This window comes from Pedobacter cryoconitis (assembly GCF_003259615.1).
GTDB lineage: Bacteria > Bacteroidota > Bacteroidia > Sphingobacteriales > Sphingobacteriaceae > Pedobacter > Pedobacter cryoconitis.
This window is the reverse complement of record NZ_QLLR01000011.1, coordinates 57,567-80,607: the sequence shown is the minus strand read 5'-3', so window position 1 is coordinate 80,607 and position 23,041 is coordinate 57,567. Positions and strand designations below refer to the sequence as shown.

Here is a 23,041-nt window from a genome sequence, read left to right as displayed (position 1 = left end):
TTAATCACAAATGTGATATTAAAAGAGGGATAAATTTTATCCCTCTTTTTTTTTGTATAAATTTGTAGCTAAGCCTAATGAAGCATATGATGAAGAAACGATATTTATTTGCAGTTACTATTTTGATGGTGAGTTCCACTTCAGCGTTTTCCCAAAAGACCCAACTCTATATTGCGAGAAATAGTGTAGGAAAGCTTCAGGCAGCAATTGCAAACAAGCAAGATCAAAAAACACAACTGTCTATACTATCAGAAGGTATTAAGGCGGTAGAAGCTGCTGAAAAGGACAGAGAAACCAAGAAATGGCCTGAAACCTGGGCAATCAAATCTTACCTGAGTTCATATATTGCAATTGTTGACCCGAGCCAGGATAATTCTGATAAATATTTTGATCTGGCTATTAATGCGATAGATTCTGCTAAAAGGTTTGATAAGTTTGAAGATAACTCCGGTTTAATTAAAGCGTCAAGTTATAATGTAAATATCAAAAAGCAGCAAAAAGGAAAGTATGCTTACCAGGCTAAAGATTTTGGCGCTGCATTCAAATATTTGAAAGAGGTCAGTGATTTCTTTCCTAAGGATACAATCCTTGCGGTAAACGCTGCTTTAAGTGCAGAAGGTGTCAAAAACGAGGATGAGGCTTTAGGTTATTTTAAACGTGCCAAAGAGAATGGCATTATGAATGCCGTGGTATTCCAGCGTATGGCTGATATTTATAAGCGTAAGCTTGATAATGAACTTGCTTTAAAAACGCTGCAGGAGGGATTGATTTATAATCCTTATAATGATTTATTGAACAATGATTATATCAACTTATTGCTGGATACTGAAAAGTATACTGAAGCGAGACAAGTGATTGAAAATACGTTGAAGGTAGAGACAAGAAGTAAGTTGTTGTATTATCTGTATGGTTATCTGCACCAGAAAAATACAAATATGGGAACTGCTGAATTAGCTTACAATAATGCTTTGGAAATTGACCGTAATTATTTTGATGCGTTATATCAGTTAGGGCTGGTTTATATCAACCTGAGCAATGATGCGTTGGCTACACCTAAAAAGGATATATTGGCATTTACTTCTAATCTTAACCGCGCTGAGATCATTTTAGCACAGGCTCACCAGGTGAATAGAAAGGATAAACCTACTATCAATTTGTTAATTGATATTTATACACGTAAAAACAGATTTGACAGGGCTCAGGAATTGAAAGCTCAGTTAGAAGAGTTTTAGCGCAGGGCAGAGGTTTAAAATATAAAAAGCATCAGATAAGGATTCGCAAGGGTTTGATTTTCTGATGCTTTTTGCGTTTAGGGATTTTTCAGGGTATAACTTAATATAAGGCCAAAAAAGCATAACCTTCGGTGGGTGGTTCTGGTTATTTTTAGGGTACATCACCAAACCAAATATAATTAACCCCGAAATTTCCTCTGCAAAACTGACTTCACTCAGAACTGGTCAGGTCGTTCAAACCGTCACACAGGTAAATAGTAAAAATCTCGAATTGAATATGAAAGATTATCATGATCCATATTATGTGTTAACTGTACTCAGTTTAGAGGGGATTACAAAGACCTATAAGATTATAAAAAACTAAATATCAGGAAAAGGGATACAGCTCAGATTTGAGGCTGATTTTGTTGCCGGGGAGCGTATGATAAAAATGTACTTAACATAATGTTAATTATATAACAATAATATAAAAGGGAATAATGTACGACTTTACCGGCAAAGAACAAATAAAAAGAAACTGACCCTTAACCATTTAAGGTAATTAGGGTCAGTTATCATCCTGAGCTTATTTTATTATTTTTTCTGTTCGATTTCTTTTTCAATTTCCACAATATCTACCTGATCTGCAGCAGAGAAATCGCCAATCAAATATTTATTGAAGTGATCTGCTAATTTCCAGAATGTGTATTCTGTCAGCTCTCCAAATGCGTGACGCTGCCCAGGTACAATTACAAACTCAAAACGTTTACCGGCTTTCATTAAAGCATTTGCAACCCTGATTGTATTTGCTGGATGTACATTGTTGTCAATGTCGCCCGTCATCAGCATTAGATGTCCTTTAAGATTTTTGGCAAGGTCAGGATTCTTGTCAATACTATATTTAAACGTTGTATCACCTTTTGCTGTAATAATTTCTTTTACGCCATTATGGGTTTCACTCCACCAACGATTGTAAATATTATTATCATGGTTACCTGCATTGGATACTGCAACTTTAAAGAAATCAGGATAAACAAGCATCGCAGCTGTAGACATAAAACCACCACCAGAATGTCCGGTAATACCTACTCTGCTGATGTCGATAAATTTATTTCTGTCTGCTAATTGCTCTATTGCAGCCTTTTTATCTGCCAATCCGTAATCTCGCAGATTTCCATAGCCAAAAGTATGATACCATTTAGACCTTGCAGGGTTCCCGCCACGATTTCCAACAGTAATGACGATATAGCCAAACTGTGCCAGACGGTCTATTCTGTCCATACTTTTGTTAAATGACTTATTTACTGCTTCTGTTTGCGGACCAGGATATACATACTCAATAATCGGATATTTTTTATTCGGATCGAAGTCAAAAGGCTTGTACATCACTCCATAAAGATCAGTGATACCATCATCAGCTTTTACAGTGAAGGGTTCTGGGAATTTATATCCTGTAGCCATTAATAAAGAAAGGTCAGTAGTTTCCAGCTCCATAACCACCTGGCCATTGCTATCTTTCACGATTGCTTTTGGAGCAGTATTCACTCTGGATGAATTGTCTATAAAAAACTTTGCTTCATCGTTCATGCTGATCGCATGATCAAAATCCCCGGCATTCAGTAACTTAATTCCTGAACCATCAAAGTTGATACGGTACAAATGCAGGTAGTAAGGATTTTCTTTTGTTTCCCTGCCATTAGCAGTAAAATAAAGAACTCTGTTCTTATGATCTACATTGACAATGTCTTCGCAATGAAAAGCGCCTTTGGTAATTTGATTTTTCAGTTTTCCTGTAGCATCAAACAGGTAGAAATGTCCCCATCCGTCACGCTCAGACCAATGAATGATCTCTTTGCCGTCATTTACCAACGCTGGACGTTCGGTCTGCAGATAAGTATTAAAACGTTCCTCAATCAAAGGAGTAACCGTTTCATTTTGAATATCAATTGCACACAGATCTACTCTTTTTAAATCTCTGCTTTTACGGGAGAAATAAATCTTACTATTTGTACCCAGCCAAATGGATGGCCTGAATTCGTTATCTCTGTTTTTATTTAGTGATGGCGCATCCCACAAGGAGAAATCCTGATCTTTAAAAGCTACCGTATTTAGTTTTTTATAAGTTTTTGCTCCAAAATTAAACAACAACAATTCATTAATTGGTGCTTCTGCTTCACCAGGCATCTGGTATTTATAGGTTTCCAATGTCGGCCTTCCTTCGGCTATACTATTGATTACCCAAAGATCTTTCACCTTACGCTCGTCTTTTCTGTTTAATACAAAATTTCTGGCATCCGGCGACCATAATACGTAGGCTTCCCTCCTTTTTTTATTTTTCTTTTCATTCTCTTCATTGTTTTCACCATCGCCATTAGCACCATAAGAATAGAATTTAACTCCGTCTTTGGTGAGCTGATGTTCTATGATGGTACTATCCTCTTCATTTTTAACTGCCTTTTTATAGTTTTCCCTATCCATCCAGTATAGATTATAGTTCCTGCTAAAAATAATAGCAGAAGAATCTGGTGCTACTGAGGCCCATTGCGGCTTTTCTTTAGGTTTAGAATAATCAGCTATCTCTGTTAGCTTTGCGGTGGCAAGCACATAGTGAAAAGAGAAGATTTTTTTCTGCGTAGAGTCAGCTGCTTTCTTATCTTTTCTGTCTTTTTTGGGCTCATCGATGGAGCTTTTAACTTCAAAAGTAACCGATTTCTCATCACCTGAGAATTTCAGGTTTTCTAAAGGCAGATGCTGTGCATCAAAAGGGTCACGAATAATGGTCGTTATTTCGGCAGCGAGTTTTGCCTTGTCAAAGATTTTCTTTTTGGTTTTTGCCGATGGATCTACCAGGTACCATTCCTTACCTGCCGGGGATTCATAAGCATACCAAAACCGGTTGCTTAATTTCATCCAATGCGGATCTGCTTCAACTGAGTAGACCATCTTCTTAACTTTGGCTGGCGAAAATCTTGAGGCCAGCTGATAGTTTGCTTTAGGAGCTGCGACTGAAGATTCTGTAATGGTAAATGTTTTTGTTTGCGCCATTGCGCTGTACCCAGTACAGAGTGAAAGTAAAATTGGTAAGTAAGGTTTCTTCATCTATGGTTTTTAATAAACCGTCTAAATTATTTATTAAAAACGAATTAGTAGAAGCTCGTTTGTAATAAATACGATTGTTTAGACATATTAAATAGACCTCCACAATGAAAACTCAGTATATCGCCTGAAAAATTCATTCCAGGCGATATACTGAGTTTATTATTAAGGATTAAATGCGTAAGCCACGTAATAAATTGCGCCAGCTGCAGGATTTCCGTAAGAAGTGAAATTGTATTTATTCAGCACATTTGAGCCGCCAATTTTGATCATGGAATTCACTGAAGGAATTTTTAAATTGACCTGTGCATCAAGCGAGCCAAATGCATGAACATCGCCAGAAGCAAAAGAAGAATTCCAATAGAACTTGCCCTGCCATCGGTAGTTCACATTAAAACCTACATTTTTAATCAGTTCTTTTTTCGCTATTCCCAGGTTGTAACGGATTTTTGGTGTGTTAAAATCATTGATGTAGTTGTCAGGAATGTCTCCAATGTTATTATAGGATATATTACCGCTCAGGTTATAATTACCCAGTAAATAGTCGATTCCCAGTGCTGCGCCATAGGAAGTTACTTTACCGGTAGCGTTTACCGGAACACCGAATTTGGTAAAACCAGATCCGTCAGTATTTCTCTGATAAACATCTACCGCTGTAATAAAATCTTTATAAATATTGTAATAAGCATATGCGTCAATCAGGAATTTAGGCCCAAGCAAGCCCTTATAACCTACTTCAAAAGCCTGAACGCTTTCTGGCCTCACCCCTTTTGCATTGAAATTATACCCTTTTAACAAGGTCGGATCAGGATTTCCACCTGCTGCAGCGGCCAGAAAAGCCCTATAGCTAACATCTGTAAATGCCTGGTTGGTAAACAAGCTGTATTTATTCAGAATTTCGGGGATTCCTCCAATGAGCCTTTGTGAGCCGCCACCCACGGATAAATCAATATACTGGTTCTGCGTAGTCGGGTTCCGGTAGCCGGTCTGGTAAGAAACCCGGATATTATTGTTCCTTGCTACTGTATATACGCCGGTCACCCTTGGGGTAAACCTACCGTCAAAATTAGTGCTTTTATCATAACGGCCGGAAACAGTCAGTTTAAGCTTATCCTCAAAAAACTTCTTCCCTAATTGTGCGAAGCTGCCATATTCTTTGATATTTATTTCATCAGTCAGGTCATTAAAAATAGTCCCGTTTGATCTTAATTGATACAAACGATAAGATGCGCCTAATTGAAATTCAACAACATTATTAAACAGGTTGCTGAAGTTATACATTCCTTCGTAATGGTATAAATTGGTTTTATCATTAAACTTGGCTCCGTAAATTCCCTTTTTAAAATCAGTACCTGCAATCGTTGTATTCAGGATCTGTTCTTTAGCGAGTCCAAATTCTTTGGAGTCCGGAGCGAACCTGCCCTGATCAGCAGCTGCCCTTGCTGCCGCATATGCTGCTGCATCTGTAGCCCCCTGAGATTTTGCGCCTATGTAATTTCCTACGTACTGAGGAAACCAGTCTGTCGATTTTTTAGAAGTTTCATTGATATAACTACCCAGAATTGAAGCAATATAAGAATCACCAGAACGCTCTTGTGTGGTATAACCTCTGATGAAAAAATCCTGCCCTTTTAATTCCAGTTTATACTGTCCAATAGTGAAATTCCGCAAAGAATAACGATCCGACCCGGTATACACAGAAGTACCACTGCCCCAGTAAACCTGCGCAATCCCTTCTATAGTTTTACTGAAACGGTAATTCGCTGAACCTGACATTTTAAGCGATTGTGTTTTATAATCTACCAGGGAACTTTCATTATAGCCTGTCCGGGAAACATTTTGATCAGGTAATAAGCCAGGTGTATTCAGACCGGCATAAAAAGGCCTCATGGTAGCATTTGTTCTTAGAAAGCCGTTTAAAGCATTTAGCCCTGCAGGATTTGATTTAAACGCGTCAATTTGTGCAGCAGTTGGCGGGGCCTGTAAACCAAGCGCACCCTGAACAAAACCAGAAGTCCCGGCATTTAATACGGACTGTGCCACATTTCGCATGTTCTGGCTCACTTCATCACCATATACATTGATCCCGTCATAATTCGGATCTGAACTTCTGTTGCCATCTTTCCCGGTTCTTGCAGCGCGGTCAAAGTTGGAGAAATTGTCTGCCTGCCAGTCTTGTGCCTGAAGAAAAGAGAAAGTTCCCTTGATGGCAAACTTATTATTCCAGGCCTTCGCCAGGCGGACATCCAGCTGATTGTAAGGTTGTACACCTGTATTGTTATCATTCACATGGTTAATCCCTGTTTTGAACTGAAAACTAGGTCCCTGGTAATCAAACGGACTTTTTGAAGTCATCAGCATGGTACCATTAATCCCGCCTGCGCCATAGAGCGCTGATGAGGCACCAGGCAGCAGTTCGACATTGTCTACATCCAGATCATTAATCCCTACGATATTCCCTACCGCAAAATTAAGCCCCGGAGCCTGGTTATCCATCCCGTCGACAAATTGGTTGAACCGGGTATTTCCGTTCGAATTAAAGCCTCTGGTATTGATAGATTTGAAAGTTAAACTCTGCGTACTCACTTCAACACCCTTCATATTATTTAAAGCATCATAAAAAGATGGAGTGGCTTGCTCTTTGATTGCACTGCTGCCCATTCTTTCGATAGAAACAGGAGATTCCAGTATCCTTTCGGGAGTTCTGGAAGCTGAAATCACAACTTCCTGTCCGAGAATACCTTCCTGTTCCAGTGTTATATTCAGATCGGTTGTATTTCCTGTGATCAGTTTTTCAACGGATGTATAGCCCAGGAAAGAGATTACAAGAATGAAGGGTGCTTTTTGTGTGGTGCTGAATGCGTACTTTCCGCTCTGATTAGTGGTTGTACCTACTGTTTTTCCTTTAACGGTAATTCCTGCACCAGGGATAGGTTCTTTGCTAAGCTTATCAGTGACTGATCCGCTAATCACAATGCTTTGTGCCTGAACACAGATTGCTGTGATACAGAACATTAAAAGCAAGAATACTGGTTTTGTAAATCTTCTCATCATACGTTAATTTATTATTTGGTTTACACTTACTTAAATTTAATGTAATTAAATGAAAATTTACAACGTTTAAGTCCCAATTATTTGGGCAGGTGAAACCATTAATTTAATACCGTAAATGTTAATTTTAAGGACTGAAATAAGGGCCGTGAACCTTCCCTTCCATATTCAGTATGAATTCATTGAAGATGCTGATTAAAGCTCTTGAAACGCGTTATTAATGTGTTTAGTGGCTGGTTTACAGGTAGTTATTTAAGGGGGTTTAAGTCATTTTTTTAATCTGAGAAGCTAATAAGGTGGTTCCGAACCCAAGTATGGCAATTAACAAGAATGACCAGCGGAGATTGGTTGCCTGTGCAATAAAACCAATCATCGGCGGGCCGATCAGAAAGCCTAAAAACCCAACTGTAGAAACTGCTGCAATCGCCATTCCCGGAGCCATAGTCTTAGATTTTCCGGCTAATGCCAATACCAGTGGTACAACAGACGATACGCCAATTCCTACCATCAAAAAGCCCAGAGTAGCGGTGTAAATATTCGGAAACATCACAGCCAGTAAGAGTCCTGTTGTACTAATGATTCCGCTGCATTGTAAGATTCTGCTGATCCCGAAGCGGGTCACAAACTTATCGGCTGCAAAACGTCCGCCGGCCATAGTAGCCATAAATGCAATAGAGCCCATGGTGGTCAAGGCTTCGGGAACTGTAACTACTGTTTTAAAGTACACCCCGCTCCAGTCAAACATGGTCCCTTCAGTAATCAGACTTGCAAAAGCAATCATACCCAGTTTCAAAATGTTACCGTCAGGCTTTGCGAATAAGGGTTGTGATTCTGAAGCTCCGTCTTCTGGTAGCAAATAGCGCCAGGAATAAAAAACCAGGACCCAGCAGAGTATACCAATCAGTGTAAAGTGCATCCAGAAAGGCCAGTTTAACGCAATGGCCAAAGTGCCGATGGCAACGCCTGTAAAACCTGCTAAACTCCATAGTCCATGGAAAGAGCCCATAATTGATCTTTTATACAATTCTTCTATCCCCACCGCTTGTGTGTTCATCGAGATTTCAAAAACATTATTTAAAAATCCAAATAGAAACAGCACAATAACCAGCTGCCAGATATGGGAAGTCAATCCGATGATACATAATACGAAAGGAAATAGCAAACCTGCGGCAATCAGTATTTTACGGCTTGTAAATTTGGTGACCATCCAACCGGATATGGGTAAGCTGATCATCAAGCCTACTGGTAACGCAAATAACACGCTTCCCAGTTCTCCATCGCTTAAAGTATAGAAAGATTTAATATCATGGATACGGCATGCCCAGCTGGAATAAGTAAGCCCGGCAATGAAAAAGAAGATACTGGTTGCAATACGATGAGAACGTTTTTTATCAATAGATAAAGGCATAGATCATTTGTGTTTTAAAACAGGGCACCAGATTTTGTCCAATGCCCTGTTTGGTGTTAAGTGTTATATTTTATACCAGGTGAAGTTGTAACTCGTCGTAATCTCCAATCTTTACAATATCTGCAAGATCTTCTAACTTTTTGTTATCAATTCCAATAAATTGTATACCTAATTGTTGTGTCGCCTGGTAATCCCATTTGCCGTCACCTACGTAGATGATTTCTGATAAGGGCATATCTATTTTATGCAGCTTGTTCATTTGCAGGATAGTATTGCCTATAATGTCCCGCCTTGCTCTTGCGTCCTGTGCAAATGAGGCCGCTGCACAAGCCGCAGTAGTAATCCCTGCACAGCTCAATTTAAATAGTGCAGATTCTCTCCAGCCACCAGTTGCCAGGCCAACACTGATCCCTTCCTGCGTGCACAGTGCGTGGAGTATTTTACCTGCTTTTGGTATTTCTTTCATACAGTCATTGCGCTGGGCATAAGCATCTTTCAATAAAACTAAGAAGTTTTGAATAAAACGTTCTCTTTCTGCTTCGGTATAGGTACGCTGGTCACGTTCCATAAATAACTGATGGATAATGCCGGAGTCTGTTGTGTTCTCATAATGTCCGTAATCTGTTTCAAAACCGCGGAAACCGAAAGTTTCTTCCAATGCCTGTGTAAAACAATGATCATCTACCTCGGTTGTGTCTGTCAATGTTCCGTCTATATCAAATATGATGTATCTCATGATCGTTTTTTAAGGGTTTAAATTCTGATGACTGATTTAAGGCTGGAAATATTATTACTTCTTACTTTGGTGCCTACATCACAACCCAAATCTTTAATCGCTGATTCAAAATCTTCCAGGCCATATTCGTTGGTAATGATCTTTTCTAAACCTAAATTTCCTTTATTGATCAGGTCTACAGCATGTCTGAAGGTATCCATAGAATCAATAGAACCGATAATTGAAATACTGCGGTCTGCAATTTCTCTTGCGTTGATAGTCTGCTGGTTATTACGTAAGCCCATCATACAGATTTTACCGCCATCTGCGATAGCTTGCATTGATTTTTCCAATAGTGAACCTGTAGTGTCAATAATCAGGTCATATTGGTTCTTTTGGGGAATAAATGAAGGCTCTATCTTCCAGTTCCTGGACAGGACATTGTTTTCTTCGATGAGTTTAATCCGGTCACGGGAGGCTTCATAAACAACGCCTTCTTGTATGCCGTGCTGGGTTAATGCCATATAAAATAGCAAGCCAATTGGCCCTCCACCCAGAATTGCTGTGCGCATATACGGGGTTACAGCCAGCTTTTTAACTGCGGTAAGTACACAGCTCAGCGGCTCAGACATTGCGCCCTGCTCAAAAGGGATGTTATCGTTCAGTGGATAAATAAACTGTTTGGTAGTTTTAAAGTATTTGGTAAAAGTACCGTCTATAGAAACACCAGCTTCTGTACTTGATTTCAACAAACAGTGGTTGCGAAGTCCTTTACGGCAGTTTTCGCAGTAACCGCAATAAAAAGTCGGATCAATGATAACGCGCTGTCCAATGCTGCAGGTTTCTACACCTTCGCCTTTGGCAACAATTATTCCTGCGGATTCATGACCGATAATTACCCGCGGACTTGCATTGTATTCTCCGGAAATTATACTCAGGTCTGTTCCGCAAATACCTGTAGCTTTGATTTCGACAATAACCTCATCGGCAGCTGTGATTACGGGTTCTTCTCTTTCTTTGAGCTGGATGTCCCAGGCTCCGTTATATACGATTGCTTTCATTTTATAATTGACTGAATATTTTGTTTAAGCGGAAATAAATCTCTTCGATGTCATCTTGTGTAGCGGTTAATGCAGGGCGGACTTTGACCACATTTCCAAACCCGTAACGTGATCCTCTAAGAATCATTTTATGGTCTGAAAGGGCTACATCAACGATTTTATTGGCAAGGTCAACGTCTGGTGCACCGTCTTTATCCACGATTTCCAGCCCCCACATGTAACCGATACCGCGCACATCACCAATAACCGGGTAGTTTTCTTTTAGTTTATACAGGAAGTCTCCCAGTATTTTCCCTGTTTCCTGTACATTCTCCAGGAAACCTGGTCTGGAAACGACTTCCATTGTTTTTTGTGACGCGGTTAGTGAAAGTAAGTTCCCTCCTGAAGTATAGGAATGTTCAAATTTTTCCAGCACTGCATATTCTTTTTTATAAAGAATAGCTGCTGCAGGGATACCGATGCCGCCTAAACCTTTAGCGAGGGTAATAATATCCGGTTTAATATCATAGTGTTCACTGGCAAACATGTGGCCTGTTCTGCCTATTCCTGTTTGTACTTCATCAGCAATAAGGGTGATGTCCAGTTCGTCACATATTTCTCTTACTTTTTTGAAATAACCATCTGGTGGGATAATATTTCCGCCATTGCCCAGGATTGGCTCTATAATCATACAGGATACCCCGCCAGAACTTCCATACTGTGCATAATCATGAATCGCTTCTGCGCACAGGTATCCGCAATCCGGGCCTTTTGCTGAAAAAGGACAACGGTAGCAGTATGGAGCTGGAATTACAGCGTTATTGGTTGTAATCGTATTGGCGAAGGATTTTCTCCTGAAAGCGTTTCCGGAGATATTCGTCGTAAAAAGTGTTTGTCCATGGTGTGATAGCGATACGCTCAATACCTCACTCTTACCATTGAATTTATTCGCAATTTTTACTGCCCCTTCGTTTGCTGTAGAACCGATGATGTCACGCATCCAGCCGTCAGTAATGTGTTCAGGTGCTTCATCAAGAATGCTGTCCAGTACTTCTTGCGCCAGTTCACCGGTGAAGGACGAGGATACGTGGATCAGGTCTTCTACTTGTTTTTTTAAGGCATCTACTAATTCCGGATGACTATAGCCTAATGAAAGATTGAAAGTCCCGGAAACAGCATCAATGTACTCTTCGTTTTCTGGGGTGTAAAGGCGAATACCTTCACCCTTAATGAATTTAATGTTGTCTGCCATTGTTTGAATGTATTTGGTTTTTTTAAGTTGCTATGGAGGTGTTTTTATAGGTTTTATAAAATTATTAATTTAACATTAGGATAACTTTGGTCATTTAAGGAAAAATCAATTGGCACGTTGATTCTGTTGTTGAAAAGAATATTATGTAACTGCATTTTGATTTTATATTGGTTTAATTGATTTAAATAATTAGTGTATAAACTTTCGTAATTATAATTTAAAATCATAATTTATTTGACGAAACCTGCTTATTCACGTGGTGAACGAAATATTGCTAATACGATAAAACAAGGCTTAAAACTCATATTATTATGCGTTTGTGAATAATGGGAGCAGTTTTTTGATACCTATTGTTGTGTATTTTTAACACTTTATTGTTTTGAAATAACGGCCCTAAGAAAATTCGATGTTTTGCCTCCTTTCAAAGGATAAAACATTTAGCCTTTTCAGGAGAGATAAATTGCTCAAGCATCTTAAAACCGGATCTTTATAAGATAATTTGTCTTTTAATTTTCTTTTAAAGAAAGCATAGGGAATTTTGATTACCCGATACGTTTTTAAATATTTATCTTATATTTAGTAACCGGGTAATTAAGGCGTAAATGACAGAAAATAAGGGTTTAAGAAAAACACTAACTCCATTTATGCTTTGGGGACTTGGTGTCGGTTATGTAATTTCAGGCATGTATTTCGGCTGGAATCTGGGCCTTGAAAAAGGCGGTACAGGCGGAATGGCTATAGCGACTTTCGGAGTGGCTATCATGTACGTCACTTTTACATTCAGTTATACCGAGCTTGCTTGTGCCATACCTAAAGCTGGCGGTGTATTTGATTATGCCAGCAGAGCAATGGGCAAGAATATTGGCTTTATTGCCGGGATCGCACAAATTGTTGAATTTATACTCGCCCCTCCTGCAATCGCTTTCGCTATTGGTGCTTATTTTAATGCCTTCTTCCCCCAGGTGCCTATTTTAACCGTTGCGATTGTGATCTACTTTATATTTACCGGGTTAAATATATATGGAATTAAGGCTGCCGCTTCGTTTGAAGTGGTTATCACCGTATTGGCAGTTGGTGAATTGTTATTGTTCTCAGGCTTGGCCTTTCCGAAAATAGAAATAGCTAACCTGACCCACAATTCTTTTCCGAATGGCTGGGGCGGAGTTTTTGCCGCCATTCCTTTTGCAATATGGTTCTTTTTAGGGATTGAGGGACTGGCTAACGTGGCCGAGGAAACAAAAAATCCTCAAAGAGATATTAGCAAAGGATTCGGTTGGGCAATATTTACGCTGGTTGTATTGTGTGTACTGGTATTTATTGCCGCTACAGGCATCGCCGGATGGGAAGCAATTGTCTATAAAAACGGAATAAGCGGTGAAACATCAGATTCTCCACTTCCGCTGGCACTGGCTAAAATAACAGGTAGTAACCACCTGATGTATCATTTGCTGATTACGGTAGGGTTATTTGGCCTGGTTGCTTCCTTTCACGGGCTGATCCTTGCTGCCGGACGCTCTACTTATGAAATGGGGCGTGTACATCACATTCCTTCTTTTTTAGGTAAAATATCTCCGCGTTTTCAAACTCCGGCAAATGCCTTATTCGGAAATATGGTGATCGGGATCTTCGCGCTATTATCGGGTAAAACCTCAGAGATCATTGTGATTTCTGTTTTTGGCGCTTTGACTTTATATAGTATATCCATGGTTTCCATTCTGCTTTTAAGGAAGAATGAACCTGAGCTGGAGCGCCCTTTCCGTGTACCTTTTTATCCTTTATTTCCGATAATTTCCCTGGTGATTGCCTTGGTTTCCATCATCGCCATGCTCATCTATAGTTTTAAGTTAGGGCTGATTTATTTTTCCATATTGGCCATTACCTTTTTGTTATACCGAACGTTTAAATCCTCTGCTTCATGACAGTTCAAGAAATATTAGCGTATGTAAAACAACATCCTTCGGGAAAAGTAAAAGTAGCTGTTGCCGACATAGACGGTGTTTTAAGGGGCAAATATATTGCTGCTGAAAAGTTTACGTCTATTGTTGAAGGCCGGATTGGGTTCTGCGATGTCACCTTTGGCTGGGATATGAGCGATGCAGCTTACGATAATGTAAAGTTTACGGGCTGGCATACGGGTTATCCTGACGCGCTGGTCAAGCTTGATCTGGGCACATTCCGTAAAATTCCCTGGGAAAATGAGGTGCCGTTCTTTCTGGGCGATTTTGTTAATGAAAGTGATGTGCCTGCTTATACCTGTCCGCGGCAGCTGTTGCGTAAAGTACTGGCTGAGACTGAGCAACAGGGTTTTCTCCCTTATTTTTCACAGGAGTTTGAATGGTTCAATTTTAACGAGACACCTGAAAGTGCGCATCAAAAGGGTTTTCAACAGCTTACCCCATTGACTCCCGGCATGTTCGGGTATTCTATTCTGCGGAGTTCTCTGAAAAATGATTACATGAGTGACTTGTTTGATTTGCTTTGCAAGTTTGGGGTTCCGGTTGAAGGTTTACATACCGAGACAGGCCCTGGTGTATATGAGGCTGCAATTAAGTACGCGTCTGTATTACAGGCAGCAGATCAGGCGGTATTGTTTAAAACTGCAGTGAAAGAGATTGCTTACCGGCATGGGATTATGGCAACTTTTATGGCGAAGTTCAGCGAAGGCCTGCCCGGATGCAGTGGTCATGTTCATCAAAGTTTATGGGATAAGGAGTCGAAGAAAAACCTGTTTTATGAGGAAAATGATCCGGCTAAAATGAGTGAACTGATGAAGAGTTATATCGCCGGACAGCTGCATTGTCTGCCGCATATTTTACCCATGATTGCCCCTACGGTGAATAGTTATAAGCGGCTTGTGGAGGGTGCATGGGCCCCGACTACGCTAACCTGGGGAATTGACAACCGGACGGTCGCTTTAAGGGCTTTACCGGGAAGTAAAAAAGCCACAAGGTTAGAAACAAGGGTTGTTGGATCAGACACGAATCCTTACCTGGCTTTATCAGCTTGTCTTGCTGCCGGATTATATGGAATTAAGAATCAGTTGAAATTAACACAGCCCGCTACTCAGGGTAATGGTTATCAAGAACTTGCTTATGGAGTTTTACCGCGCAATCTGCATGATGCTACACAGCTAATGAAACAATCAGCAGTTGCTAAAGAGTTATTCGGGGGTGATTTTGTGGAGCATTTTACTTTAACCAGGGAATGGGAATGGAAACAATATGCAAAAGTAGTGACCGATTGGGAACTCAAAAGATACTTTGAAATTATTTAAACGATTATAGCTATGACATTTGATAAAGTTTATCAGTATAACTTTCCTACAATCATTCGTTTTGGTGCAGGTGCGATTAAAGAATTACCTGCCTATTTACAGCAGAATGGATTAAAGCGCCCGATGATTGTGACTGATCTGACTATTGCCGGTTTACCTTTTTTTAAGGCTATTGTGAATGATTTGCAGGCTAATCATATCTCTGTTGAGGTATTTAGCGAAATTCATAAAAACCCGGTAAAGAGTGATGTTTATAAAGGGACTGAGGTGTGGGACAATACCTCTCGGGACAGTATTATTGGCATTGGCGGAGGTGCAGCTTTGGATGTAGCCCGTTCTATTGTTTTAAGGGTGAATCACCGGGAAGATTTGTTTAAATACGATGACCTGATTGGTGGTGATGTTTATGTAACGAATGAGGTGCCTCATTTTATTGCTGTTCCAACTACTGCCGGTACAGGAAGTGAAGTTGGCAGGAGTGCAATTATTGCGGATGATGTGACCCATCAGAAAAAGATCCTGTTCTCTCCCAAGCTAATGGCGAAGATTGTGTTTGCAGATCCGGCATTGACGATGGATTTACCCCCTTTTATTACAGCGGCAACTGGAATGGATGCGCTTACACATAACCTGGAGGCTTTTTTAGCGAAGAACCCGCATCCTTTATGTGATGGGATTGCTTTAGAAGGTATATACCTGATCAAAGATTCAATTGAAAAGGCTACGAACCACCCGGATTTAGAAAGCAGAAGCAAAATGTTAATGGCTTCTATGATGGGTGCGATTGCTTTTCAAAAAGGTTTAGGAGTGGTACATTCTCTGGCGCATCCGCTTTCTTCTTTGCTGGATACACACCACGGCTTAGCCAATGCCGTTAATCTGCCTTATGGGATGGAGTTTAATATTGCTGGTTTTGAAGACCGTTTCAGGCGTATTGCAAGAACTCTGGAGTTAAAAGATGAAACGGGTGCAGCGGTGGTGAACTATTTAGCTGAGCTGAATTCAAGGGTTCATATCCCTCAGCGGTTAAGTGAAATTGGGGTGAAATCTGAACATATTGAAACACTGGCAGATCTGGCAGTGGCAGATTTTGCACATCCTAATAATCCAAAACCGGTAAGCCGGGAGGATTTTAAGCAGTTGTATTTAAAGGCGCTTTAATGAAAAAGAAGATTGGAATAAGTTATACGGAGACTAATTTTCAAAATTACTGGAATTGGTTTACAGCTGCTGATCTGGGGGAAGATTTGGAATTGATTGAGTTGTCCTTCGAAAAAAACAATGTAAAGGATATTGAATTGTGTGCTGGTTTCCTGTTAACCGGGGGGATTGACGTGACTCCTTCTTTTTATGATGGAGCTCTTGATTATCCCGGGCAACCCGATTTTTTCCTGCCGCAAAGGGACGAGTTTGAAAAGCTCATTTATGAATATTCACAGGTCTTTAAAATTCCGGTTTTAGGAATTTGCAGAGGGATGCAATATATCAATATCCTGGAAGGTGGTAAAGTTCTGGAAGACATTGGTCAGGCAAATCTGATTCATCAAAAACAGGCTGAAGATAAGGTGCATTCCATCCATATAGGTCATAACTCTATGTTATACGCTATAGTTGGCGTGCAAAATGGAAAAGTTAATAGTGCACACCATCAGGGAGTTAATAGTTATAACTTAAGTAACAATTTAATATCAAATTCTTATGCTGACAGTCCGGATCAATTAATTGAGGGTCTGGAATTTAAAGACAAAACAGATAAATCTTTCATGCTTGCGGTGCAATGGCATCCGGAAAGAATGAAGGAAAAGGAAATAAATCCGCTTTCTCAAAAACTCAAAGAACGGTTTTTGGAGGAGATAAAAAAAATGGAAAAATGAACGTAATAAACCCTGCTACAGAAGAGATCATTGCAACGCTTCAGGAAGATACTGAGCATTCGCTGCATACAAAACTGGAAATATTGAAAAAGGCGCAAAAGGAATGGGCTAAAAGAGATTTGGCAGAGCGCATTCATGTGATTCAGCGATTTGATGATTTACTGGAAATGGAGAAAGAAAGGTTGTCTGGTGTGTTGACTTCGGAAGTTGGAAAACCTTTACAGCAATCCCGGAATGAGATTAATGGTGCCCGCTCCAGGATTCAGTGGATGTATAGTAATGTTGTTAAATATCTTTCTGATGAACAGGTTGTTAAATATAATGACCTAAAGGAAGTGATCTCTTATGATCCGCTTGGGGTAGTCTGTAATATTTCAGCCTGGAACTACCCCTACCTGGTTGGTGTGAATGTTTTTATACCTGCATTACTCGCTGGGAATTCAGTGCTCTACAAGCCTTCTGAGTATGCTTCGTTAACTGGATTGGAAATTGAAAAGCTGCTTAAACGGGCTGGTTTACCTGATGGGGTTTTCCAGGTGGCTTTAGGTGGCGGGGAAACTGGTGAACGCTTATTGGACATGGATTTTGATGGATATTATTTTACAGGCTCTTACCGTACCGGGCAGCATATTTATCAGCGGGTAGCAGTCAAAATGGTTCCTTGTCAGCTGGAACTGGGTGGTAAAGATCCTTTGTATGTAGCTGATGATGTGAAGAATATTGAAGCTGTAGCTGCTGGAACTGCAGATGGTGCATTTTATAATAACGGACAAAGCTGTTGTGCGGTGGAACGAATATATGTTCATGAAAAGGTTTATGATAGTTACATTTCTTCTTTCGTTAAAGAGGTCAAATCATGGAAGATAGGTCTTCCAACTGAAGAAGGAGTTTATATTGCTTCGTTAACGCGTAAAGAACAGCTTGATGTATTGGAGGGCCAGGTTCAGGATGCTTTGGCCAAAGGAGCAGTCTTGTTAAGTGGTGGAAAAAGAGTTGCTGGTAAGGGTTATAATTTTGAGCCTACTGTTTTAACTGACGTATCAAATGGAATGAAAGTTATGCAGGAAGAGAGTTTTGGGCCGATTATAGGCATTATGAGGGTAAAGGATGATGCTGAGGCGCTCCGGTTAATGAAAGACTCTGTATACGGCCTGACAGCGTCCGTTTATACGGATAGCCTGGACCGGGCAAAGGGAATTCTTGCGCAGATTGATTCTGGAACTGGTTATTGGAATTGTTGTGACCGGGTAAGTGCAGGCCTGCCCTGGAGCGGAAGAAAACATTCGGGGATCGGCGCTACCTTATCCCATCAGGGGTTAAGGGCATTCACCAAGACCAAATCCTGGCATCTTCGGTCTGGCCAATAGTTATCAAAGCTTTAACGCAAAAAACATTTCTTAAAATATTATAGGTATATTTCAATTATGAAAAATCTAACCTTATTATTTAGTTTTATTTTGCTGCCTTTTTTGGTGGTTACAACGTATGGACAATCGGTTAAACCACGGATTCTTGTGTTTTCTAAAACAGCCGGATTCAGACATAGTGCTATTGCTACTGGAAAAACGGCTATCATAAAATTGGGGAAGGAACATAATTTTGATGTAGATACTACTGAAAACGCCAGTTATTTTAATCCTGATTCCTTGAAAAAGTATGCCGCCGTAGTTTTCTTCCAGACTACTGGTGATGTCTTGAATGATGTGCAGCAGGCGAGTTTTGAAAAATATATACAAGCTGGTGGTGGATTTGCCGGCGTGCACGCGGCAACTGATACAGAGTACGGATGGCCATGGTATGGTCAGCTGGTTGGTGCTTATTTTGTAAGCCATCCTGCGCAGCAGCAAGCGGTATTGCATGTGATAGACCGCACGCATATTTCTACCAAACATTTGCCTGCAGTCTGGACCAGGAAAGATGAGTGGTACAATTTCAAAGACGTAAGTAAAGACATCAAGGTACTGATCACGATAGATGAAAAGTCTTATACAGGTGGTATTAATGGCGAAGTTCATCCGATGGCCTGGTATCATAATTTTGATGGCGGAAGATCCTGGTATACGGAACTAGGTCATACTGAGGAATCTTATGCGGATCAGAATTATCTGGGACATTTGTTAGGTGGTATTCAGTATGCAATTGGTGCCAATTAAAGAAATTAAGCTAATTTTACGGTTCAATTTATCATATGGCCTCTCCAAAAAAATCTGCAATTGGATTTATTTTTATCACTTTACTGATTGACTTTACGGGATTTGGAATTATCATCCCCGTGTTACCAAAACTAATAGAAGAACTTACAGGCGGCGGAATAAGTGTTGCTGCACTTTACGGTGGTTATCTGACTATGTCTTACTCTATTATGCAATTTATCAGCGCCCCTGTTTTAGGTGGTTTGAGTGATAAGTTTGGACGCAGACCCATACTCCTGGCATCTTTATTCGGCCTTGGAATTGATTATATTTTCCTGGCATTTGCACCGACTATAGGCTGGTTGTTTGTAGGAAGAGCACTGGCAGGAGTTACCGGGGCAAGTTTCACTACGGCAATGGCTTATATTGCTGATGTGAGTACGCCGGAAAAAAGAGCGCAGAACTTTGGCATGATCGGAGCTGCATTTGGTATAGGTTTTATTGTGGGGCCTGTTATTGGCGGTGTGTTCAGCCAGTTCGGACTGCGCGTACCTTTTATTATTTCGGCTGTGCTGGCCCTGGTCAACTGGCTTTATGGGTATTTCATTTTACCGGAATCACTGGCAAAAGAAAACAGAAGAAGTTTTGACTGGAAAAGAGCAAATCCTGTAGGGTCTTTATTGCGGGTTGCAAAATATCCTAAATTGATCGGTCTTTTGGGTGCTTTGTTCCTTTTATATCTGGCGGCACATGCTGTTCAGTCTACCTGGACTTATTATACGATGGAAAAGTTCCACTGGAATGAGGCTTGGGTAGGATATTCTTTGGGTTTTGTCGGAATTGTAGTTGGTGTAGTACAAGGTGGACTGATCAGGATCATTATCCCTAAGATAGGACAGGAAAAGGCTGTTTTTTATGGCCTGTTTTTATATATGGTCGGATTTGTTCTTTTTGCCTTCGCAACACAGGGCTGGATGATGTTTGCTTTTATGCTTCCTTATGGGCTGGCAGGTATCTACGGGCCGGCAATGCAGGGGATTATTTCCAATAATGTTGAAGCAAATGCACAAGGTGAGATACAGGGGTTTACGGCAAGTTTGATGAGTGTTGCAGCCATCATCGGCCCATTTTTGATGAACAATCTTTTTGCCTATTTCACGAATCCAAAACATACCGTTTATTTTCCGGGAGCACCGTTTTTAATGGCTGCTTTTCTAACCCTTATCGGCCTGTTTATTTGTTCTGCTGCACTTAAAAAGCACCATTCCTGATTAATTAAGTTGTTTCGGTCAGATTATTGCTCAATTCAAATATTAACCTCCAGAAATGTTTAACCGTCCCATCAGAAGTATACATGATTTTTTACTGAGCACCTATTTTGCAGATGGGCTGCGGATCACCTTTGGGGTGCTTCTGCCCTCTTTGATTTTAGCGCAGTTCGGGCTATTGAAATATGGGATGACTTTATCACTGGGCGCATTATGTGTGAGCGTTGTTGATACCCCGGGGCCGATTGTTCATCGCAGGAATGCAATGCTGGTTACTACGGTACTGATCACGATACTTTCTGTGATTGTAGGTTTGACAAATAAGAACCAGTATTTCATCGCAGTGTTATTGGTGGGCTGTAGTTTCCTGTTCTCTATGTTTTTCCTTTATGGCACAAGAGCAGCTTTAGTGGGTACAGCATCTTTGCTGATCATGGTATTGAGTATTGATGATGTAAGGCCATGGAAAGATGTGCTGATCTATTCTGCGCTGGTCCTCTCAGGTAGTTTATGGTATACGGTTTTAAGTTATTTCTTCTATAGGCTCAGACCTTATCGGCTGGTACAACAAACGCTGAGCGATTCTATCCATGAGGTCAGCGAATTTCTGAGAGCAAAGGCTAAATTTTATCATGAAAGCACTAATTATGACGATAATTACGCGGAACTGATCCAGCTTCAGGTAGCTGTTCATGAAAAGCAGGATGCGGTGAGAGAGGTTTTATTTAAAACCCGCGAGATCGTCAGGGAATCTACTCCGGAAGGCAGGTTTTTATTATTGGTTTTTGTAGACATGGTAGATCTTTATGAACAGGTCATGTCCACTTATTATAATTATGAGCAGCTCCATGATCAATTTGATAAGGCTGGGATACTTTCCCGCTATGAGCGGATTATCAACAGGATTGCCTGGGAGCTTGATGAAATTGCATTTGCACTTAAAACTGGTGGCACTCCCCGCCCGCCTGCAGTATTAACCGAAGATGTGAAGCGCTTGAAAGATGAAATCAATGTGCTTGAAAAGGATAATACGGACGGCAAGTACAATACATTAGGGCTGATTGCGCTGAAAAATATCGAGGTAAATATTGAAAATATAGCTGCCAGGGTTAAAACTATCAATGGATACTTCAATAAGAAAGAGAAAAAGAATTTAAAAAATAGCAGTGCAGTGGATACAGAGCGTTTTATTACGCGGCAGAAGTTTGATGCCAAGTTGTTTTTTGATAACCTTACTTTTAGTTCTTCTACTTTCAGACATGCAATGCGTGTATCAATTGCGATGCTGATTGGGTACCTGGTCGCCAAAATGCTTGATTCTTCTCATAGTTACTGGATCTTACTGACAGTACTGGTTATTTCCAAGCCGGCATTTAGTTTAACCAAACAGCGTAATTACGAGCGTTTAATCGGTACTGTTGTAGGGGCGCTTATTGGAATGGGTATCCTGGTTTATATCCATGACAGGCATACGCTGTTTTTTATCCTGTTATTTTGCATGATCGGGACTTACAGCTTTCAACGGAAGAATTATATTGTGAGTGTGCTGTTTATGACCCCGTATATTCTGGTCTTGTTCGATTTTCTGGGGATGGGGAGTTTATCTGTAGCCCGGGAAAGGATTTTTGATACTTTAATTGGTTCTGGGATTGCTTTATTAGGAAGTTATACTTTATTCCCTAACTGGGAGAACAAGAATTTAAAAGAGGCCATGCTGAGTACGATAAGAGCAAATATGGCTTATTTTACCGAAGTCACGCTTTTATATACTGAGACAGAACACAACCTGACCAATTACAGGCTGTCACGTAAGGAGGTCTATGTAACGTCTGCGAATTTATCTTCTATTTTTCAAAAGATGTTCTCTGAGCCTAAGAGTAAACAGCGGTTAATGCCTGAGCTGCATCAGTTCACTGCACTTAATCATTTGTTGTCTTCTTATACGGCTACACTTTCCCTTTATTTTAAAGAACATGCTTTTTCATTGAGCCGGCCTGATGAATTAAAGCCCATTGTAAACAACACGCTTTACCTGCTGAACCTTTCTGCGGAGTACCTGATTAAAAATGATGGCGAGCTGAGTAACGTGCCCTTAATCAAAAGTATACAGGATGATCAGAAGGTTACCGATCCGAATGAAAGGATGGTTACTGAGCAGTATGATATGATCCAGAAGGTGGCTTATGATATTTTTAAATTAACTGAAAGGATTAAAATATAAAACTTAAGGCATGGATTTTTGTTGTAATAGCATAAACAAGAAAACATGGAAAAGTTATATACAGCTGCAGTACTAGCTAAAGGAGGTCGTGATGGCCATATAAAATCAAGTGATGGAACAATAGAATTTGAAGTAAGAACACCTAAAGAAATGGGTGGTCAGGGAGGAGCAACAAATCCTGAACAATTATTCGCTGCGGCATGGGGCCCCTGTTACCTGGGCGCATTACATGCAGTGGCTAAAAACGAAGGTATAGAGGTGGCTGATGCTACAGTTAACGTACAGGTTTCGTTTAATCAGGATGGTAATGCTTATGTGCTCTCTGCAGAGCTGGATGTGCATGTTCCGGGGCTTAGCCATGAGGAAACTCAGAAGCTGGCTGACAAAGCGCACAAGGCCTGCCCTTATTCAAAAGCTACCAGAGGTAATATTGAAACAAGAGTTACCGCTATATAGCGCTTAAATAATTATAGAGCCGCTGCTTTATTACAAGGCAGCG

Annotated in this window: 16 protein-coding genes; 10 read left to right on the top strand and 6 right to left on the bottom strand. The window is 40.4% G+C overall.

The genetic code is table 11. The features are described from left to right. The first annotated feature begins 86 nt into the window (after positions 1-86). Positions 87-1,232, top strand: coding sequence for a tetratricopeptide repeat protein (locus LY11_RS12870; RefSeq protein WP_245952738.1), 1,146 nt, complete (start codon positions 87-89; stop codon positions 1,230-1,232). A 573-nt stretch (positions 1,233-1,805) separates the two neighbouring features. On the opposite strand, the gene LY11_RS12865 is transcribed toward LY11_RS12870, so the two are convergent. The 6 genes from LY11_RS12865 to LY11_RS12840 form a co-directional block, all read right to left on the bottom strand. Further along, on the bottom strand, positions 1,806-4,310 hold the full coding sequence (locus LY11_RS12865) for a S9 family peptidase (RefSeq protein WP_111634076.1): 2,505 nt from the start codon (positions 4,308-4,310) through the stop codon (positions 1,806-1,808). Between the two features lie 162 nt (positions 4,311-4,472). Next, on the bottom strand, positions 4,473-7,361 hold the full coding sequence (locus tag LY11_RS12860) for a TonB-dependent receptor (RefSeq protein ID WP_111634075.1): 2,889 nt from the start codon (positions 7,359-7,361) through the stop codon (positions 4,473-4,475). A gap of 259 nt (positions 7,362-7,620) precedes the next feature. Beyond that, complete coding sequence (locus LY11_RS12855; protein WP_111634074.1) at positions 7,621-8,766, bottom strand: MFS transporter; 1,146 nt, start codon at positions 8,764-8,766, stop codon at positions 7,621-7,623. A 70-nt stretch (positions 8,767-8,836) separates the two neighbouring features. Then, positions 8,837-9,502: an HAD family hydrolase gene (locus tag LY11_RS12850; RefSeq protein WP_111634073.1), complete on the bottom strand. Its 666-nt coding sequence runs from the start codon at positions 9,500-9,502 to the stop codon at positions 8,837-8,839. 17 nt (positions 9,503-9,519) lie between these two features. Beyond that, the gene (locus LY11_RS12845) at positions 9,520-10,542 is read right to left on the bottom strand and encodes a zinc-dependent alcohol dehydrogenase (protein WP_111634072.1); all 1,023 of its coding nucleotides are present in this window, start codon (positions 10,540-10,542) and stop codon (positions 9,520-9,522) included. A 1-nt stretch (position 10,543) separates the two neighbouring features. Beyond that, positions 10,544-11,773, bottom strand: a complete 1,230-nt coding sequence (locus LY11_RS12840; RefSeq protein ID WP_211321542.1) for an aspartate aminotransferase family protein — start codon at positions 11,771-11,773, stop codon at positions 10,544-10,546. A 602-nt stretch (positions 11,774-12,375) separates the two neighbouring features. Between LY11_RS12840 and eat the strand changes: the two genes are divergently transcribed. The 9 genes from eat to LY11_RS12795 are packed head-to-tail and all read left to right on the top strand — an operon-like array spanning position 12,376 to position 22,998. Then, the gene (eat, locus tag LY11_RS12835) at positions 12,376-13,692 is read left to right on the top strand and encodes an ethanolamine permease (RefSeq protein WP_111634070.1); all 1,317 of its coding nucleotides are present in this window, start codon (positions 12,376-12,378) and stop codon (positions 13,690-13,692) included. Beyond that, positions 13,689-15,047, top strand: a complete 1,359-nt coding sequence (locus tag LY11_RS12830) for a glutamine synthetase family protein (protein WP_111634069.1) — start codon at positions 13,689-13,691, stop codon at positions 15,045-15,047. The genes eat and LY11_RS12830 overlap by 4 nt, the downstream gene beginning before the upstream one ends. 12 nt (positions 15,048-15,059) lie before the next feature. Beyond that, positions 15,060-16,208 carry an iron-containing alcohol dehydrogenase gene (locus LY11_RS12825; RefSeq protein WP_111634068.1) on the top strand — a complete coding sequence of 383 codons (1,149 nt, stop codon included), beginning with the start codon at positions 15,060-15,062 and terminating at the stop codon, positions 16,206-16,208. After that, positions 16,208-16,921, top strand: coding sequence for a gamma-glutamyl-gamma-aminobutyrate hydrolase family protein (locus LY11_RS12820; RefSeq protein WP_111634067.1), 714 nt, complete (start codon positions 16,208-16,210; stop codon positions 16,919-16,921). Before LY11_RS12825 ends, LY11_RS12820 begins: the two co-directional genes overlap by 1 nt. Continuing rightward, positions 16,918-18,288, top strand: a complete 1,371-nt coding sequence (locus LY11_RS12815) for an aldehyde dehydrogenase family protein (RefSeq protein ID WP_111634066.1) — start codon at positions 16,918-16,920, stop codon at positions 18,286-18,288. The genes LY11_RS12820 and LY11_RS12815 overlap by 4 nt, the downstream gene beginning before the upstream one ends. Before the next feature lie 57 nt (positions 18,289-18,345). After that, a complete protein-coding gene (locus LY11_RS12810) occupies positions 18,346-19,074 on the top strand; it encodes a ThuA domain-containing protein (RefSeq protein WP_111634065.1) in 729 nt (242 codons plus the stop codon). Positions 19,075-19,109: 35 nt separating this feature from the next. Further along, complete coding sequence (locus LY11_RS12805) at positions 19,110-20,324, top strand: TCR/Tet family MFS transporter (RefSeq protein ID WP_111634064.1); 1,215 nt, start codon at positions 19,110-19,112, stop codon at positions 20,322-20,324. A gap of 55 nt (positions 20,325-20,379) precedes the next feature. Next, positions 20,380-22,542, top strand: a complete 2,163-nt coding sequence (locus tag LY11_RS12800; protein WP_111634063.1) for an FUSC family protein — start codon at positions 20,380-20,382, stop codon at positions 22,540-22,542. Positions 22,543-22,587: 45 nt separating this feature from the next. Then, the gene (locus LY11_RS12795; RefSeq protein WP_111634062.1) at positions 22,588-22,998 is read left to right on the top strand and encodes an organic hydroperoxide resistance protein; all 411 of its coding nucleotides are present in this window, start codon (positions 22,588-22,590) and stop codon (positions 22,996-22,998) included. Positions 22,999-23,041 lie beyond the last annotated feature (43 nt).

Bases quoted from the DNA above. Each gene is read 5' to 3' on its own strand.
- LY11_RS12870 (WP_245952738.1), top strand. From the start codon at position 87: ATGATGAAGAAACGATATTTATTTGCAGTTACTATTTTGATGGTGAGT.
- LY11_RS12865 (WP_111634076.1), bottom strand. From the start codon at position 4,310: ATGAAGAAACCTTACTTACCAATTTTACTTTCACTCTGTACTGGGTAC.
- LY11_RS12860 (WP_111634075.1), bottom strand. From the start codon at position 7,361: ATGATGAGAAGATTTACAAAACCAGTATTCTTGCTTTTAATGTTCTGT.
- LY11_RS12855 (WP_111634074.1), bottom strand. From the start codon at position 8,766: ATGCCTTTATCTATTGATAAAAAACGTTCTCATCGTATTGCAACCAGT.
- LY11_RS12850 (WP_111634073.1), bottom strand. From the start codon at position 9,502: ATGAGATACATCATATTTGATATAGACGGAACATTGACAGACACAACC.
- LY11_RS12845 (WP_111634072.1), bottom strand. From the start codon at position 10,542: ATGAAAGCAATCGTATATAACGGAGCCTGGGACATCCAGCTCAAAGAA.
- LY11_RS12840 (WP_211321542.1), bottom strand. From the start codon at position 11,773: ATGGCAGACAACATTAAATTCATTAAGGGTGAAGGTATTCGCCTTTAC.
- eat (WP_111634070.1), top strand. From the start codon at position 12,376: ATGACAGAAAATAAGGGTTTAAGAAAAACACTAACTCCATTTATGCTT.
- LY11_RS12830 (WP_111634069.1), top strand. From the start codon at position 13,689: ATGACAGTTCAAGAAATATTAGCGTATGTAAAACAACATCCTTCGGGA.
- LY11_RS12825 (WP_111634068.1), top strand. From the start codon at position 15,060: ATGACATTTGATAAAGTTTATCAGTATAACTTTCCTACAATCATTCGT.
- LY11_RS12820 (WP_111634067.1), top strand. From the start codon at position 16,208: ATGAAAAAGAAGATTGGAATAAGTTATACGGAGACTAATTTTCAAAAT.
- LY11_RS12815 (WP_111634066.1), top strand. From the start codon at position 16,918: ATGAACGTAATAAACCCTGCTACAGAAGAGATCATTGCAACGCTTCAG.
- LY11_RS12810 (WP_111634065.1), top strand. From the start codon at position 18,346: ATGAAAAATCTAACCTTATTATTTAGTTTTATTTTGCTGCCTTTTTTG.
- LY11_RS12805 (WP_111634064.1), top strand. From the start codon at position 19,110: ATGGCCTCTCCAAAAAAATCTGCAATTGGATTTATTTTTATCACTTTA.
- LY11_RS12800 (WP_111634063.1), top strand. From the start codon at position 20,380: ATGTTTAACCGTCCCATCAGAAGTATACATGATTTTTTACTGAGCACC.
- LY11_RS12795 (WP_111634062.1), top strand. From the start codon at position 22,588: ATGGAAAAGTTATATACAGCTGCAGTACTAGCTAAAGGAGGTCGTGAT.